This is a genomic window from Streptomyces sp. NBC_00490 (assembly GCF_036013645.1).
Lineage (GTDB): Bacteria > Actinomycetota > Actinomycetes > Streptomycetales > Streptomycetaceae > Streptomyces > Streptomyces canus_F.
On sequence record NZ_CP107869.1, the window covers coordinates 9,097,905 to 9,115,110 of the forward strand.

The 17,206-nt window shown below is 71.2% G+C and carries 12 protein-coding genes; 6 read left to right on the forward strand and 6 right to left on the reverse strand.

What is annotated here, in order from left to right; translation table 11 throughout:
• Positions 1 to 71 precede the first annotated feature (71 nt).
• Entirely contained in the window at positions 72 to 2,450 is a 2,379-nt protein-coding gene (locus OG381_RS41550; protein WP_327721133.1) for a SpoIIE family protein phosphatase, read from the reverse strand.
• 258 nt (positions 2,451 to 2,708) lie between these two features.
• On the opposite strand from OG381_RS41550, the gene OG381_RS41555 reads away from it, so the two are divergent.
• The 5 genes from OG381_RS41555 to OG381_RS41575 all read left to right on the forward strand — a co-directional run bounded on the left by OG381_RS41555 (position 2,709) and on the right by OG381_RS41575 (position 11,208).
• On the forward strand, positions 2,709 to 5,807 hold the full coding sequence (locus tag OG381_RS41555; RefSeq protein WP_327721134.1) for a glycoside hydrolase family 2 TIM barrel-domain containing protein: 3,099 nt from the start codon (positions 2,709 to 2,711) through the stop codon (positions 5,805 to 5,807).
• 227 nt (positions 5,808 to 6,034) lie between these two features.
• Positions 6,035 to 8,278, forward strand: coding sequence for a glycoside hydrolase family 9 protein (locus tag OG381_RS41560; protein WP_327721135.1), 2,244 nt, complete (start codon positions 6,035 to 6,037; stop codon positions 8,276 to 8,278).
• 191 nt (positions 8,279 to 8,469) lie between these two features.
• Positions 8,470 to 8,715: a hypothetical protein gene (locus tag OG381_RS41565; protein ID WP_266884638.1), complete on the forward strand. Its 246-nt coding sequence runs from the start codon at positions 8,470 to 8,472 to the stop codon at positions 8,713 to 8,715.
• Between the two features lie 3 nt (positions 8,716 to 8,718).
• Positions 8,719 to 9,096, forward strand: a complete 378-nt coding sequence (locus OG381_RS41570) for a toxin Doc (protein ID WP_327721136.1) — start codon at positions 8,719 to 8,721, stop codon at positions 9,094 to 9,096.
• A gap of 510 nt (positions 9,097 to 9,606) precedes the next feature.
• On the forward strand, positions 9,607 to 11,208 hold the full coding sequence (locus OG381_RS41575; RefSeq protein ID WP_327721137.1) for an RICIN domain-containing protein: 1,602 nt from the start codon (positions 9,607 to 9,609) through the stop codon (positions 11,206 to 11,208).
• Here the strand turns inward: OG381_RS41575 and OG381_RS41580 are convergent.
• The 4 genes from OG381_RS41580 to OG381_RS41595 form a co-directional block, all read right to left on the reverse strand.
• Entirely contained in the window at positions 11,205 to 12,182 is a 978-nt protein-coding gene (locus OG381_RS41580; protein WP_327721138.1) for a 2-hydroxyacid dehydrogenase, read from the reverse strand. The two genes, OG381_RS41575 and OG381_RS41580, sit on opposite strands and share 4 nt — an antisense overlap.
• Complete coding sequence (locus OG381_RS41585) at positions 12,179 to 13,348, reverse strand: lactate 2-monooxygenase (protein WP_327721139.1); 1,170 nt, start codon at positions 13,346 to 13,348, stop codon at positions 12,179 to 12,181. Before OG381_RS41585 ends, OG381_RS41580 begins: the two co-directional genes overlap by 4 nt.
• An 81-nt stretch (positions 13,349 to 13,429) precedes the next feature.
• A complete protein-coding gene (locus OG381_RS41590; RefSeq protein ID WP_327721140.1) occupies positions 13,430 to 15,013 on the reverse strand; it encodes a purine-cytosine permease family protein in 1,584 nt (527 codons plus the stop codon).
• A gap of 203 nt (positions 15,014 to 15,216) precedes the next feature.
• Positions 15,217 to 15,768: a hypothetical protein gene (locus OG381_RS41595; RefSeq protein ID WP_327721142.1), complete on the reverse strand. Its 552-nt coding sequence runs from the start codon at positions 15,766 to 15,768 to the stop codon at positions 15,217 to 15,219.
• Positions 15,769 to 16,092: 324 nt separating this feature from the next.
• On the opposite strand from OG381_RS41595, the gene OG381_RS41600 reads away from it, so the two are divergent.
• Positions 16,093 to 16,515, forward strand: coding sequence for a protease inhibitor (locus OG381_RS41600; protein ID WP_327721143.1), 423 nt, complete (start codon positions 16,093 to 16,095; stop codon positions 16,513 to 16,515).
• A gap of 131 nt (positions 16,516 to 16,646) precedes the next feature.
• Here OG381_RS41600 and OG381_RS41605 read toward each other — a convergent pair whose 3' ends face one another.
• On the reverse strand, positions 16,647 to 17,021 hold the full coding sequence (locus OG381_RS41605) for an STAS domain-containing protein (RefSeq protein WP_327721144.1): 375 nt from the start codon (positions 17,019 to 17,021) through the stop codon (positions 16,647 to 16,649).
• Between the last annotated feature and the right edge of the window lie 185 nt (positions 17,022 to 17,206).

Genomic DNA, 17,206 nt, shown 5'->3' on the forward strand with positions numbered 1-17,206 from the left:
CCTGCAAATGCCGCTCGTTCGAGGGTCGCAGCCGTTTGACGGACCGGGGCCGAAGGCTGCGCGGGCGTCCGTCAGGCGTCCTCGTCGAGCAGACCGATCTCGGCCCAGATCGTCTTGCCCTCGGTGGTGTGCCGGCTGCCCCAGCGCTGGGTGAGCTGGGCGACCAGGAGCAGTCCGCGGCCGCCCTCGTCCCAGGTCTTGGCGCGCCGCAGATGCGGGGCCGTGTGGTTGGTGTCCGACACCTCGCAGATCAGCGTGGTCTCGTCGTGGATGAGCCGCAGCCGGATGGGGTGCGCGCCGTAGCGGATGGCGTTGGTGACGAGCTCGCTCACCACCAGCTCCGCGGTGAACGACGCCTCCAGGAGGTCCCAGGTGCCCAGCTGGTCGACGACCTGTTTGCGGATCGGGCCGACGAGCGCCGGGTCGGCGGGGATGTGCCAGGTCGCGACCTGGGCGGCGGGCAGCCCTCGGGTGCGGGCCAGCAGCAGCGCCACGTCGTCGGCGGAGCCGCCCGCCGGGAGCAGGGTGTGCAGGACCCGGTCGCAGGTCTCCTCCAGCGACTCCGAAGCCACCGACAGGGACTCGCGCAGCAGTGCGTGACCGGCGTCGGCGTCCCGCTCACGGGACTCGATCAGGCCGTCGGTGAAGAACGACAGCACCGTGCCCTCCCGCAGCTCCAGCTCGGCGGACTCGAAGGGCAGCCCGCCCACGCCCAGCGGTGGCCCGGAGGGCAGGTCGACCAGCTGCGGCGCACCGCCCGGCGTGATCATCACCGGCGCGGGATGTCCGGCGCGGGCCAGTGTGCAGCGCCGCGACACCGGGTCGTAGACCGCGTACAGACAGGTGGCGCCGACCTCGCCGGGGCTGCCCTCGCCGCCGGCCTCCGCGGAGAGCCGGACGACCAGGTCGTCGAGGTGGGTGAGCAGTTCGTCGGGGGCGAGGTCGATGTCGGCCAGCGTGCGGACGGCGGTGCGCAGCCGGCCCATCGTGGCCGAGGCCTGGATGCCGTGGCCGACCACGTCCCCGACGACCATCGCGACCCGCATCCCGGACAGCGGGATCACGTCGAACCAGTCGCCGCCGACCCCGGCCCGCGCCGCCGGGAGATAGCGCGAGGCCGCGTCCACGGCGGCGGTGCGCGGCAGCTTGCGGGGCAGCAGACTGCGCTGCAGGGCGAGGGCGGTCTCCCGCTCGCGGGAGAAACGGCGGGCGTTGTCGATGCAGACGGCCGCGCGGGCCGTCACCTCCTCGGCCAGCAGCACGTCGTCGGGTGTGAACGGGTCAGGCCGCCGGAACCGTGTCAGCACGGCGACTCCGAGGGTGAGACCGCGGGCCTGGATCGGCACGGACATCGTCGCGTGGATGCCGTACTCCTGGACCCGCTCGCTGCGCGCGGGGTCCCAGGACAGCCACTGGTCGAGCTCCCCGGAGGCCACGGTGGCGACGATGGTGCCGCCCGCCACCAGCGAGTCGGCCTGCGGTGAGGTGGCCGGATAGGACTCCAGCTGTCCGGGCTTGACGACGGCCTCGGGGGTGCCGGGGTTGACCGACTGGTGCGCGGCGCGGCGCAGCCCGACCGGTGCGGTGAGCACCGGCGGCGGGTCGCCGTTCTCCTGGGGGTCCAGCAGGTCGATGCTGACGAAGTCGGCGAGCGCGGGCACACAGACGTCGGCGAGCTCCTGCGCCGTCCGGGTGACGTCGAGGGTGGAGCCGATGCGCACGCTCGCCTCGTTGACCAGCTGGAGCCGCTCCCGGGCGAGGTAGTTCTCGGTGAAGTCGTGCGCCGCCAGGCACACCCCCCGCACCCGCCCCTCGGCGTCGGTGACCGGGGCCATCCGGGCCAGCCACGCGTGCGCGGACCGCTCCCCGCCGGTCCGCATGTACGTCTGGACGTCCTCGGCGCGGCCCGAGGCGAGCACCCGCAGCAGATGCCGCTCCAGCTCCGCGCTCTCCGGCTTGCCGCCGATCTCCGACAGTCTGAGGCCCCGGATGCGCTCCTCGGGCAGTCCGATCACCTCCGCCATGGCGTCGTTGACCCGTCTCAGCCGCAGCCGCTCGTCGTAGACCGCGACGGCACAGGGCGACTGGACCAGCGCCGCCGTGGCGAGAGGGCCGTCCGGGGGGGCGGTGACCTCCAGCGGGGTGACCACGAGCCAGTGACCCGGGCGGCCGTCCCGCGAGCGGCTGTGGTGGGCGAGCAGCCACACCGACACGGTGCCGCCGTCGCGGTGGCGGAGCGTGACGGTGCCGTCCCAGCGGGGGCCCCCGGGCGTGAACACCGCCTCTGGATCGTCGCTGACCAGCAGATTCGCGGCGGGGTGACCTACGACCTCGGAAGCGGGGCGGCCCAGCAGGCGCTCGGCGCCGCCGTTCCACTCCCGGACCGTGCCGAGGTCGTCGATGACAGCCCGTGCCGTCGCGGCATCGTCGAACGGGTAGTCCGGGCTCATCGTCGCCACTCCATCGCGGACACTCACAGTGAACAGGTGCGTCACTTGAGTTCCAGACTAGTCCGTCACGCTCGCGCGCGGACGGGAACCCCCTGCGTACCCGGGGCACTGGCAAGAGGGACATCCGGCCGTTGTGACGCGCGGGGCAGCCGTGTGTGAGCGCACTCTTGACGGTCAGGTGTGGCGCGGCGTCAGAATCTGTGTGTTCACGATCAGTTGTGAGTACTTCTGGGCCCTGATGAGGGAGAGCCGCACGCCATGACGGTCACTCGCAGATCTGTCCTGATCGCCTCCGCCGCCGCGCCGACGGCCGGAGCGTTCCTGAGTCCCTCGGCGGCACTGGCCGCCGAGGCCGCCGCCGGGGGCGCCTCGGGCCGCGGCACGGTCGCCCTGCGCGACGGCTGGCGCTTCGCGCTGGTCAACCCGGGCGGGATCACCGATCCGACCGGCGCCTACGCCGGCGCCGCCGACCCCGCCTACGACGACTCGGCCTGGCGCCAGGTCGCCGTGCCGCACGACTGGAGCATCGAACTCGCCCCCACCCCACAGAACGGCACCACCAGCGGCACCGGCTTCTTCCCGGGCGGCCTCGGCTGGTACCGCCTCGCCTTCACCCTGCCGCCCGCCTACGCCGGCAAGCGGATCTCGGTGGAGTTCGACGGCGTCTACATGGACGCGTACGTCTACTGCAACGGCACCGAGGCCGGCCGCCACCCCTACGGCTACACCGGCTTCGCCCTCGACGTCACCGACCTGCTGCACACCGACGGCACCACCGAGAACGTGATCGCGGTCAAGGTGCAGAACCGGCTGCCCAGCAGCCGCTGGTACTCGGGCAGCGGCATCTACCGCGAGGCCCGCCTCGTGGTGACCGAGCCGGTGCACGTGAAGCGCTGGGGCACCTACGTCACCACGCCGGACGTCACCGGGGAACGGGCGGTGGTCCGGGTGGAGACCTCCGTGGCGAACGAGTCGGGCGCCGCGAGCCAGGTCGAGATCAGGTCGACGGTCAAGGACGCGCGCGGCCGGACGGTGGCCCGCGGGGCGACCACGGCGGACATCACCGAGCAGGCGACGGAGATCCATGAGCTCACGGTTCCCGAGCCCAGGCTGTGGGACTTCGGCGACCCCCACCGCTATACCCTGCTGACCGAACTCCGCGTGGCAGGCCGGACCGTCGACACCTACCGCACACCCTTCGGCATCCGCACCTTCCGCATCGACCCCGACGAGGGCTTCCACCTCAACGGCACCCACGCCAAGTTCAAAGGCGTCGACCTCCACCACGACCTCGGCGCACTCGGCGCCGCCGTCAGCGTCGACGCGATCCGGCGGCAGATGACCCTCATGAAGTCGATGGGCGTCAACGCGTTCCGCACCTCCCACAACCCGCCCTCGCCGGAGATGATCCGGGTCTGCGAGGAGCTCGGCATCGTGATGCTGGTGGAGGCGTTCGACTGCTGGAAGACCGGCAAGACGCGTTACGACTACGGCCGGTTCTTCGACGAGTGGTGCGAGAAGGACGCGACCGAGATGGTGCTCGCGGCCCGCAACTCGCCCGCCGTGCTGCTGTGGTCGATCGGAAACGAGATCCCCGACTCCACCTCCACCGCCGGACTCGCCATGGCCGACCGGATCATCGACGCCATCAGGGCCGTCGACGACACCCGCCCACTGATCATCGGCTCCGACAAGTACCGGCGGCTGCCCGCCAAGGGCTCGGCGGCCGATCTGATGCTGGCCAAGCTGGACGGCCTCGGCCTCAACTACAACACGGCCAAGTCGGTGGACCAGTTGCACGAGGCGTACCCGCATCTGTTCCTCTTCGAGTCCGAGTCGTCCTCCGAGACCTCGACCCGCGGCGTCTACCAGGAGCCCGAACACCTCAACACCGGCGAGAACCACACCCCGGGCAGACGGGCCGTCTCCTCGTACGACAACAACCTCGCCTCCTGGACCATGAGCGGCGAGTACGGGCACAAGAAGGACCGGGACCGCAAGTGGTTCGCGGGGCAGTTCCTGTGGTCGGGCATCGACTACATCGGCGAACCCACGCCGTACGACGTCTTCCCGGTCAAGGCGTCCTTCTTCGGGGCGGTCGACACGGCCGGCTTCCCGAAGGACATGTACTACCTCTTCCGGAGCCAGTGGACCAGTGAACCGATGGTCCATCTGCTGCCGATGACCTGGAACCACGCGGAGGGTGACACGGTCGAGGTGTGGGCGTACGCCAACGTCGCCACCGTCGAGCTGTTCCTCAACGGGAAGTCCCTCGGCACCCGGACCTTCGACACCAAGAAGACCGTCGACGGCCGGCAGTACCTGGAGACCACCGAGGCCACCGGCGACGACAAGACCTTCACCGACGGTCCCTACCCCGGCAGTTACACCAGCCCGGGCGGCAGCGCGGGCAAGCTCCATCTGACCTGGAAAGTGCCGTACCGGCCGGGGGAGTTGAAGGCGGTGGCCCGCCGCGGCGGCAAGGTCGTCGCCACCGACGTGCTGCGCACGGCGGGCCCGGCGCGTGCCGTACGGCTGACAGCGGACCGCAAGACGCTTTCGGCGGACGGGCGTTCGCTGGTCTTCGTGACCGCGGAGATCGTCGACGCCCGCGGAGTGGTCGTACCGGACGCGGAGAACCTGATCTCCTTCGAGGTGAAGGGCGGCTCCCTCGCCGGGCTCGACAACGGGCGCGAGGAGAGCGCCGAGCGCTACCAGGCCAGCACCCGGACCGCCTTCCGCGGCAAGGCGCTCGCGATCGTCCGGGCGGGCACGGAGCCGGGCGCGCTGAAGGTGACCGCCCGCGCGGAGGGCCTCAGGACCGGCACCGCGAACCTGCGCACCAGGCCGGCCCGGTCGGTCGCGGCCACCCCGGCGGCCGACTTCACCCCCGATCACCCGGCACCGCCGAACTATCCCTACGCGGACGCCAGTTACTCCGGCCGCCCCGACACCCTGCCCGCCGCCATGCTCGACGGCGACGCGGCCACCGGCTGGTCCAACGCCTTCAGCAAGGCCGCCACGGCCCTTCTGCCGCTCTTCGACGGGGCAAGGGCCGAGGACTGGGTCTCCGTGGACTTCGGCCGCACCCGGACCTTCGACCGCGTCGAGGTCTCCTTCACCCTGAGCGCGGTCCACAGCCTGCCCGCGGCCGTCGAGGCCGAGGTGTGGGACGGCAAACGGTATGTGCGGGTACGGGGCGCGGCGGTCGCGTGGGCCACGGCCTCGGACGAACCCACGCTGGTCACTTTCGAGGCGATCGAGGGCTCCCGGTTGAGGCTGACCTTGACCAGCGCTCACCCGGGGGACGCTCGCGGGGCGATACGCATCAGCAAGCTGGAGGTACCCGCCGCCTGAATCACGTCACCGTCCGGGCGAACGGTTCGGCAACGCCCTCAGGGGCGCGGGGAACTGCGCGACCAGCCACGATGGCGCCGCAGCCGAAAATCGCGCCACCCCGCGGAGTGTTTCGTCTCGTCCGGACCGTTGACGTGGTGTCATGCCTGCAACAAGCATGACCGTCGACCGTCTTTTGGGAGCGCTCCCATATCGACCGCACCCGCAGCTCACCGAGGAGCCCGGACGTGAAAAGACGCAGAACCGCCCTGTTGTCCCTGACGGCCCTGCTGGGAGCGGCACTTGTCGCCTCCCCGGTGTCCACGGCCGCCGCCGAGGAGGTGGAGCAGCTCAAGAACGGCACTTTCGACACCACCACCGAGCCGTGGTGGGCATCCAGCAACGTCACCGCGGGTGTGTCCGACGGACAGTTGTGCGCGGACGTGCCGGGGGGCACGACCAACCGCTGGGACGCCGCCGTCGGCCAGAACGACGTCACCCTGGTGAAGGGGGAGTCGTACAAGTTCAGTTTCACCGCGAACGGTTCGCCCGCGGACCACGTCGTCCGCGCGATCGTGGGCCTCCAGGTCGCGCCGTACGACACCTACTTCGAGGTCAGCCCCCAGCTCAGCGTGTCCGGCGACTCCTACGCGTACACCTTCACCTCACCTGTCGACGCCACCCAGGCCCAGGTCGGCTTCCAGCTCGGCGGCAGCGCGGACCCCTGGCGGTTCTGCGTCGACAACGCCTCGCTCCTGGGCGGCGTGCCGCCCGAGGTGTACGAGCCGGACACCGGGCCCCGGGTGCGCGTCAACCAGGTCGCCTATCTGCCCTCCGGTCCGAAGAACGCCACGCTGGTCACCGACGCGACCGCGAAGCTGCCCTGGCAGCTGAAGAACGCCGCGGGCCGTGTGGTCGCCCAGGGTTCGACCACGCCGCGCGGTACGGACGCCTCGTCCGCCCAGAACGTCCACTCGATCGACTTCGGTTCCTACAAGAAGCAGGGCAAGGACTTCACCCTGGTCGCCGACGGTGAGACCAGCCGCCCCTTCGACATCGGCACGAGCGCCTACGAGCAGCTCCGCACGGATGCCGCGAAGTACTACTACACCCAGCGCAGCGGCATCGCGATCCGTGACGACCTGCGCCCGGGCTACGGCCGCGCGGCCGGCCACGTCGACGTCGCGCCCAACCAGGGCGACGGCAAGGTGCCCTGCCAGCCGGGCGTCTGCGACTACACCCTCGACGTCACCGGCGGCTGGTACGACGCGGGCGACCACGGCAAGTACGTCGTCAACGGTGGCATCTCCACCTGGGAGCTGCTGAGCACCTACGAGCGCTCCCTGCACGCCCGCACCGGGCAGCCCGCGAAGCTCGGCGACGGCACCCTCGCCATCCCGGAGAGCGGCAACAAGGTGCCGGACATCCTCGACGAGAGCCGCTGGGAGCTGGAGTTCCTGCTGAAGATGCAGGTGCCCGCAGGTCAGCCGCTGGCCGGGATGGCGCACCACAAGGTCCACGACGAGGCGTGGACGGGCCTGCCGCTGCTGCCGAGCGAGGACCCGCAGAAGCGCGAACTGCACCCGGCGAACACCGCGGCGACCCTGAATCTGGCGGCGACGGCCGCACAGGCGGCCCGCCTCTACCGGCCCTACGACAAGGCGTTCGCGTCCAAGGCGCTCGCCGCGGCCCGCAAGGCCTGGACCGCGGCCCTCGCGCACCCGGACATCTACGCCGACCCCAATGACGGCACCGGCGGCGGCGCCTACCCCGACAGCGACGTGACCGACGAGTTCTACTGGGCGGCGGCCGAGCTGTATCTCACCACGGGGGAGAAGACCTACGCGGACCACGTGCTGGCCTCGCCGGTCCACACCGCCGACATCTTCGGCCCCATGGGCTACGACTGGGCCCGCACCGGCGCGGCCGCCCGCCTGGACCTCGCCACGGTGCCGAACAAACTGCCCGGCCGGGACAAGGTGCGCCAGTCGGTGGTCAAGGGTGCGGACCGCTACCTCGCGACGCTCAAGGCACAGCCGTACGGCATGCCGTACGCCCCCGTCGACAACCTCTACGACTGGGGCTCCAACCACCAGATCCTGCACAACGGCATCGTCATCGCCACCGCGTACGACATCACCGGCGGCTCCAGGTACCGTGACGGTGCCGTGCAGTCCATGGACTACATCTTCGGTCGCAACGCGCTGAACATGTCGTACGTGACGGGCTACGGAGAGGTGAACTCCCACAACCAGCACGCCCGTTGGTACGCCCACCAGCTCGACCCGAGCCAGCCCAACCCGCCGAAGGGGACCCTGGCCGGCGGCCCGAACTCGAGCATCCAGGACCCCTACGCACAGAGCAAACTCCAGGGCTGCGTCGGTCAGTTCTGCTATATCGACGACATCCAGTCCTGGTCGACCAATGAGCACACCATCAACTGGAACTCCGCCCTGACCCGGATGGCGTCCTTCGTGGCCGACCAGACGTAGCGCGGAAACGGCTCACCAGGGGCTCCATGACCCTCTCACGAGGTCATGGGGCCCCTTGCGTTCAGGTGCCCCGGGACCGGGCCGTGGGCACGGCCGACGGGAGGGTCCTCGGCCGGCTCGCGGTACCCCTGTGCGCTTGCTCTGAGCAGGGAGTATTTACGAGTAAGTACCTCAGCGGTACCGTGAAGGACATGCCAGCTCTCAACGTGGAGTTCAGTGATCGCGAGCTAGAGGACCTGCGGCAGATCGCCAAGGAGCGCGGTACGTCGATGAAGGCCCTCGTGCGGGAGGCGGCCGCGGCCGACATCGCTCGGCATCGCGCGCTCCAGGAGGGCGCGGAGGCCTTCCGGCGGTTCTTCGCCTCCCACGCGGACGAGTTCGCCGCGGCGTTCCCCGACGACGAACCGGCGGTCAAGGGCGAGGGACGGGTCGTCTGACCGATGGCTCCCGTCATCCACATCGACGTGCCCTGGCTGCTCCAGCGTCACGAAGAGGTTCTGCCCGACCAGCCCACGGTCAACGACTTCTCCGCCTTGGTGGCAGCCGTCGCCCGCCATCGTGTCGACCCGCCCCGCCTCGGCGTGGACTCCGACCCCGCCTGGCGGGCCGCCGCCCTGCTGCACACGCTCGCCCTGCTCAAGCCCCTGCCGTCGGCCAACGCCCGTTTCGCCTGTGCGACGGCGGTGGCCTACATGTTCGTCAGCGGCGCCGGCATCGACCCGCCCTACGGCGCCCTCGTCGACCTCGTCCGCGATCTGGTCTCCGGCAAGAGCGATGTGTACGGCGCGGCCGACCGGCTGCGCTCCTGGCAGATATAGGACCCGGGCGCCCGCGCCCCCGGCCGGGACAGACCCCGGCCGCCCTCGGGGCCGCCGACCGAGGGCGGGAGGATCGGGGTCGGCGGCCGTTTCGCGCAGGAGAGCCGCCGTCTTGCGCGTGGCCTCCGAGGGGCCGGTACCAGTGCACTACGGGGTGGCGCGCGCCGGGAGCGTGCGCGTCGCTCCGGCGCGTGCGCGTGTTTCACACGGGGCGCCTGAAATGCCGTGAACCCACGAGGACGACCTGCGTGACGGCCGTTTCTGACTTTCCTTCAACGGTACGTATGTTGCCCGGGTGCCTTGTTGGTCATGACAGTGTTGTGCAAGGGTGAACTACCCGTGCGGGGGGTAATGGCCGGGTCTTCTTTCGTCCGGTGGGGAACCCGGGCGGACGGTTCGTCGGTGAATTCGTACTCCCCGCGCCTCGCCAAAAAGGTATACACCAATCCCCGACTTTTTCGGCGAGCAGAACTTCTCAGAGTCACCCGCGCGTGGGAAGGAATCCGCTCAGTGCCCACCCCCCACCCCCCTCGCCCTCCTTACCCGCCGCCAGGCGGCGTTACGGGGGAATCCGACGACGACCTCGCCTCCCTGCTCAGGGGTCGTCCGGACGGCGAGGCGGCCCAGTCGGCCGCGCTGTTGATGGCGCGGCACTGGCCGGCCGCCCACGAATACGCCGTCATCTGTCTCGCCTCCCGGTCGGACGTCGCCTCCATGGTGACCGCGGCCGCCTTCCACCAGGTCCTGGACCGGCTGGCACTCGGCGAGCAGGCAACCGCTCTGCGCCCGAGGCTTCTGGTGCGTGTCCGCGACACCGTCCGTGAGTGGTCGGCCGAGGACCGGATATCCGGTGTTCTGCCGGACCTCGGGAAACCGGCCGGCGGGCGCGGTATGCGGGCGGCGAAGTCCATGACGCCCGAAAACCGGAAACTGGCCGAGCGTTCTTTCCAGGTTCTGCCCGGACTCGCCCGCTGTCTGCTCTGGCACACCGAGGTCGAGGCCGAACCGATTACCGTCCCCGCCGGTCTGCTCGGCATGGACACCACCACCGCGTCGGCCGCTCTCGAACAGGCGCGGGAAAAATTCCGCGAGGGTTGTGTACATGCCCATCGGGAACTCGCGCCGACCAAGGATTGCCGGTTCTACAACCGTCTCCTCGACGTCCCGATACGCCGGGGCGGAGCCTTGCTGCCGGATGTGCAGCAGCATCTGACCGAGTGCCGCTACTGCCGTTTCGCCGCCGAGCAACTGAGCCATTTCGAGGGCGGCCTGGGCACGCTGCTCGCCGAGGCGGTGCTCGGCTGGGGCGCCCGCCGCTACCTCGAGTCCCGTCCGGGACGTACCGAGCCCGGCCCGCGCGGTCGTGGCGGCGCCCGGCACGGTGGTGGACGCCGTGGCCTCCTGTCCCGGATCCCGTCCCCCGGCCGCCGCCCCCCGGAAGGGCCGCGGCCCTCACGGGTGCTGCTCACCGGGGTGGGCCTGGCCTCCGCCGGACTCCTCGCCAGCGTGCTGGCCGCGAACCTGTGGTCGGACGACGGCGGCGTCGAGCCGGCCGCTTCCACCAGCGCCTCCGGGGGCCGCGCGTCGACCTCGGACGGAGTGTCCTCCTCCCCGCCGGGCACGGCCCAACTCCCGCTGATCCCGCAGCAGTCCAGACTGCGCAACCTCGCCGCCGACCTCTGCCTCGACATCCGGGGCGCGGTGAGGAAGGGTGCGGCCACCGAGCTGGAGACCTGCTCGGACGCGGAGAGCCAGAAGTGGACGTACGACGACGACGGACTGCTGCACAGCGCCGCGAACCCCGAACTCTGCCTCGACTCGCACGTGGACGCCGGTGTGGTGATCCTCGGGACGTGCGCGGACGAGAAGAGCGAGCGCGCGGACGACGTGCGCTACGACATCACCGTGCAGGGCGAGTTGCTCACCCGCTGGGACGAACAGCTCGCCCTGACCTCCACCACCGGGACGGCGGACGCCGACATCGTCGTCAAGGTGCGTGACGGTTCGGGCGGGCAGCGCTGGGTGACCGACCCGGTGGTGCCGACCGCCGGGGCGCTCTCGGTCCCGGACAGCGGCACCCCCTCGGCCCGGGCGGTCGGGGGACCCGTCTAGTTCACGACGTCGCGGGGCGGGTCGCCCGCCAGATGGCCGGCCACGTTCTGGACGGCGGCCAGGGCGATCCGCACCAGCGTCTCCCGGGTGACACCTCCGACGTGCGGCGACAGCACCACGCCCGGGGCCCGCAGCAACCGCAGCGCCGGCGTGGGCGGTTCGGGGTCGAAGACGTCGATGCCCGCCCCGGCCAGGGCGCCCTTCTCCAGGGCGTCGGCGAGGGCGTCCTGGTCGATCAGGGCGCCCCGCGCCGTGTTGATGACGAACGCGGTGGGCTTCATCAGCGCGAGCCGGCCGGCGTCGAGGAGCTGCCGGGTCTCCTCGGTCAGCGGCACGTGCAGGGACACGTAGTCCGACGTGCGCAGCAGTTCGTCGAGGGGGACATGACGGGCGCCGCCCAGCTGTGCCTCGGTCTCCTGCGGCAGTCGGCGCCGTCCGGCGTAGACGACGCTCATGTCGAACGCGACCGCGCGCCGCGCGACCTCCCGCCCGATCTGCCCCAGTCCCACGATGCCGAGGGTCTTCCCGGACAGTTCGGTCAGGGACCGCTGCAGCCGGGGCAGCGCCCAGTCGGCCTCGACGAGCGCGGTGTGCGCCGGGACGAGCTGCTTGGCGAGGGCGAGCATGAGGGCGAAGGTCTGCTCGGCCACGTTCTGCGCCTCGGCGCCGCTGGAGCCGATGGTGCAGACGTCCACCGCGCGGGCCCGCGCCGCCTCCACGTCGACGTAGTCGAAGCCGTGGCTGGCGCACTGCACCAGCTCCAGCTCGGGCGCGGCGGCGAGGTGTTCGGCCGTCACGGGGGAGAGCGCCGTGATGATCACATGCGCCGCGCGCAGCGCCCGAGGGTCCTCGTCGGTCCTCTCCACGACGGTCACGTTCGCCTCGCCCGGGAACAGCGTGGCGAGCCCGGCCCCGGAGGTGCGGCCGCCGACATGGGGCGCGACGACGGCGAGCACGTTCTTCGGGGTCGTCATACGGGGTCCTCGACCAGGTCGGCGGGTCCCACGGTGGTGGGGGAGGCGTGCCCGGACAGGGCGAGGGTGAGGTCCAGCTCGGCGAGCAGACAGCGGATCACGTGCTCCACGCCGGGCTGTCCGTCCAGGCCCAGGCCGTAGACGTACGGCCGCCCGACGAGCACCGCCCGTGCCCCCAGCGCGAGCGCCTTGAAGACGTCGTCGCCGGTGCGGATCCCGCTGTCGAAGAGCACGGTCAGCCGGTCGCCGACCGCCTCCGCGACCCTCGGCAGCGCGTCGGCCGCCGCCACGGAACCGGCCACCTGCCGGCCGCCGTGGTTGGACACCACCACTCCGTCCATCCCGGCGTCCGCGGCCGCCCGTGCGTCGTCCGGGTGCAGGACGCCCTTGAGGACGATCGGCCCGTCCCAGTGCTCCCGCAGGAACGCCAGGTCCGGCCAGGTCTTGCCGGGGTCCGCGAACATGCCGACGAAGTGCATCACGGCCGCGTTCGGATCCTCGGCCACCGGCTTGGCCAGGCCCGCCTGGAACGCCGGGTCGGAGAAGTAGTTGGCGGTGCCCACCCCGTGCAGGAACGGCAGATAGGCCTGGTCGAGGTCGCGCGGCCGCCAGGCCAGCAGCGGGGTGTCCAGCGTGACGACGAGCGCGGTGAACCCGGCGGCCCTGGCCCGGTCGAGGAAGCTGAGGGCCACCTGGGGGTCCTTCGGCCAGTACAGCTGGAACCAGCGCTCGGCGTCCCCCATCGCCTCCGCGACCTGCTCCATCGGGGTGCTGGACGCCGAGGACAGGATGTACGGCACGCCCTGTGCCGCGGCGGCCCGGGCGGCGGCGGACTCGGCGCCCGGGTGCATGATCGACAGCACGCCGACCGGTGCCAGGGCCAGCGGGGCGGGCAGCGCGCGGCCCAGCACCTCGACCGACAGATCCCGTTCGTGCACGTCCCGCAGCATTCGCGGCACGATCCGGCGCCGCTGGAGCGCGGCCCGGTTGGCCCGGGCGGTGCTCCCGTCACCGGCGCTGCCCGCCACGTACCCGACCGGGCCGGGGCCGAGGCGCTGCTCGGTGAGCTCCTCCAGCCGGGTCAGATCGGTGGGCAGCCGGGGTACGGCGCCCGACATGCCGTTCAGATAGATCTCGTACTGGAAGTCGGCCCAGTGCTTCGCCATCCGTACGTCCCGCCTCTCGTCGCTGAGAACGCGTTGCGCTCCGACGATACGGGCGAGTAAACGCCGGTCAGAACACCGGGGTCAGCCGCCGTTCGCCACCGCGACGGGCTCCGGCTCGCCGGACTGCGCGCCCGGTCCCGTGATCGGCGGCACCGGCACGTCGACGGTGCGGGCCAGCCGCGCGCCCTCGGGCCCGTACACCGCCCGGGGCTCGGGGAAGAGCCGCAGCAGCGACAGGAACAGTGCCGCGGCCACGACCAGGGACAGCGGCAGACCGATGTCGACGCCGTGGGCGAGGTCGCCCAGCGGACCGACGAACTGGCCCGGGATGTTGGTGAACAGCACACCGATCACCGCCGCCACCCACCAGGCGGTCATGCCCCGCCAGTTCCAGCCGTGCGCGAACCAGTAGCGGCCGCCGCGCTGACGGCGGTTGAAGACCTGGAGGGCGTCGGGGTCGTACCAGCCGCGGCGGGTCCAGAAGCCCAGCATCATCACGACCATCCACGGTGTGGTGCAGGTGATGATCATCGTGGCGAAGGTCGAGATCGACTGCACGAGGTCCAGGCCGAACCGGCCGATGAAGATGAACGCGATCGACAGGACGCCGACGAAGAGCGTCGCCTGCACGCGGCTCAGCCGGGGGAAGACGGAGGAGAAGTCCAGGCCGGTCCCGTACAGCGCGGTCGTGCCCGTCGACATGCCGCCGATCAGCGCGATCAGACACACCGGCAGGAAGAACCAGCCCGGGGAGATCGCCAGTAGGCCGCCCACGAAGTCGGGGGCCGCGGGGTCGACGTAGTCCGGCGCCTTGGCGGCGATGATGCTGGCGGTGGACAGGCCGAAGAGGAACGGCAGCAGCGTGGCGATCTGCGACAGGAAGGCCGCGCCGATCACCTTGCGGCGCGGGGTGCTCGCCGGGATGTAGCGCGACCAGTCCCCGAGGAACGCGCCGAACGACACGGGGTTCGAGAGCACGATCAGCGCCGCGCCGATGAAGGACGGCCAGAACAGCGCGTCGGTGGCCGCGTCCGCCGAGTCCGTGAAGACGCCCGCGTACGACGGGTCGAAGTCGCCGGCGAAGGCGACCGCGCCGAGCAGGAACAGCAGGCTCGCCGCGGCCACCGCGACCTTGTTGACGAACAGCATGAACCGGAAGCCGTACACGCACACCGCGAGGACCAGACAGGCGAACAGCGCGTACGCCACGACGTACGACAGGTCGCCGCGCGGCAGGCCGAAGAGCCGGTGGGCGCCGCCGACCAGGGCGTCCCCGGAGCTCCACACCGAGATGGAGAAGAACGCGACCGCGGTCAGCAGCGACAGGAACGAGCCGATCACCCGGCCGTGCACCCCGAGGTGCGCGGACGAGGACACGGCGTTGTTGGTGCCGTTGGCCGGACCGAACACCGCCATCGGGCACAGGATCAGCGCGCCCGCCACGACTCCGAGCAGAGTGGCCGCCAGGCCCTGCCAGAAGGAGAGGCCGAACAGGATCGGGAAGGCGCCCAGCACACAGGTGGAGAACGTGTTGGCGCCGCCGAAGGCGAGCCGGAACAGGTCCAGCGGGGTCGCGGTGCGCTCGGCGTCGGGAATGCGGTCGACGCCGTGGGTCTCGACCTCGGTCAGGGACGGCGCGGGGGAGGGGGCGGGCTGCGAGGACAAGGGGGCTCCAGCGAGGGGACCGGCGGTGGAGCGCGTCGTGACGCGAGCGGGTCGGGGTGAGGGGCCGGCGCTCGCCTCGGCGGGGGTGGGCGGGCGAGGGGATGCCGTCCTCTCGGGGGTCTGCCGACGGTAAGGCCGGGGTCAAGAACCACACCAGAGGACGGTTCATCCATCTTTCGTCTCGTGGCTGTACGAAACCTCCATCACTCGGTGTCCGGGGGCGTGTCCTCCGCTTCGGCGTCGGGACCCTGGGCCCGTACTCGCTGGACGTGTTCGAGGGAGTCCCGCAGCTCGGCGAGCCAGTCGTCGGTGTGCTTCTGGACCAGGCGCACGCACCAGGCGAGCGCGTCGCTGCGGCTGCGCGCCACCCCGCCCGCGATGAGGGTGTCGAGGACCTGGCGCTCGGGCTGGCGCAGCCGGGTCATGACGGGTGCGGACACATGGGTGAACAGGGTGCGCTCCCCGTCGCACTCCACGCCCCAGGAGACCTTCCTGCGGAACCGGTGCTCGGCCTCGACGGCCACCTCGATCCGGGCCTGCCGGGTGCGCTCCCGGAACTCCTGTACGCGGCTGTGCACGGCGGCCTCCCGCTCGGTGGCCGAGACGCCCTCGGCGAGCCGGGGCGCGGGGATGCGGCCGATCACGGTGATCTCCTCGCGGTCGACCGTCAGCTCGGCCAGTTCCTCGAAGAGGTCGTCGGGCAGGCGGCCGGCGAACCAGCCGCGCAGCTTCTCTCGCTGCTCTGTCGTAATCATGTAATGACGATTACTCGACTGGAACGTGAACGCAAGGAGTGTGCGGAGGGTCCGCCGAGAGCTCAACCGGAATGTTTCAGGCCTATTGCGGAGGCGGGGTGAACCGGCCATTCGGTCGGTCGAGACGATCAAGAACCCCATGGTTCCGGCGCTGACACGTTCGAATTACGTGACTTCACGCCACTGATTCAACACGCAAGGTTACTGAAACCCGTGGGGTCGATGTGAGATTCGGGCGCGGACTCGGCAGACTCCCGCTCGCCGGTCCGGCACCGATCGCGCCGGGCCCGGTACCACCCCCGTATCAGCGGAAGGATGCACACAATGCGGAACACCGCGCGCTGGGCAGCGACCCTCGCTCTGACGGCCACCGCCGTCTGCGGCCCCCTCACCGGGACCTCGCTCGCCGCCCCCGCCTCGCTCTACGCCCCATCGGCCCTGGTGCTCACCGTCGGCCACGGTGAGAGCGCCGCCCTCGCCACCCCGGCCCGCGCGGTCACCCTGACCTGCGCCCCCACGTCCTCCGGAACCCATCCCGCGGCAGCCCTCGCCTGTGCCGAACTGCGCGGCGCCGGCGGGGACTTCGACGCGCTGACGGGCCGGGGCGACGTGCTGTGCACCAAGCAGTACGACCCGGTGGTCGTCACCGTCGACGGTGTCTGGCAGGGCAAGCGCGTCTCCTACGAGCGGACCTTCGCCAACGAGTGCGTGAAGAGCACCTACGGGACCAGCCTCTTCGCGTTCTAGAGACCGGGGTCGCAGGGACCCGCACCGACAGCGGCTCGTGGCTGGGGAGCGCGAGTCCTGACGCGGGGATCCCTCGCGATCTCGTACGGGGGCCGGCCGGGCGGAGTGGGGCCGCCCGGCCGGCCTTCGGATCAGCCCCGCCGCTCCGGCAGCTCCGGCAGCGGCGGAAAGCGGCCCAGTAACCCCGAGGCGCGCAGGAGTCGCCGGATGCGCTCACTCCGCGCGACGATGCGCAGCCGCCCGCCGTGCTCCCGCGCCCGGGAGTCGGCCCGGCACAGGACCCGCAGCCCGGAACAGTCGAAGAAGTCGACCGTGCGCAGGTCGACCAGGACGTCCGGTCGCGTGCCCGCGGTCGCCGCGTCCAGATGCTCGGCCAGGCAACCCGCGGTCGCCATGTCGATCTCGCCCGCGGCCTCGACCACCGTGAAGGGGTCGCGCCGGTAGGTGCGGGCGTACGGGTTCGCGGCCGGGGGCCCGGATCCGCCGGACTCCGACTCCGGTGTCATGTCGGCTCCACCTCGGCAGGGGCGGGTGTTCGATCTCGGTAGCTACCCCGGTGGGGTGCGAGGCATCCCTGAGAGATCCGGCACAAGATCTGGTTCACTCGGCAAGGTGAATTTCGCGAGTGGTTATTGACTTTTAGTCGGCTTTTCTGAAAGTCGGTGCCCTGTTCAAGCGGTTGGCGCCGCCG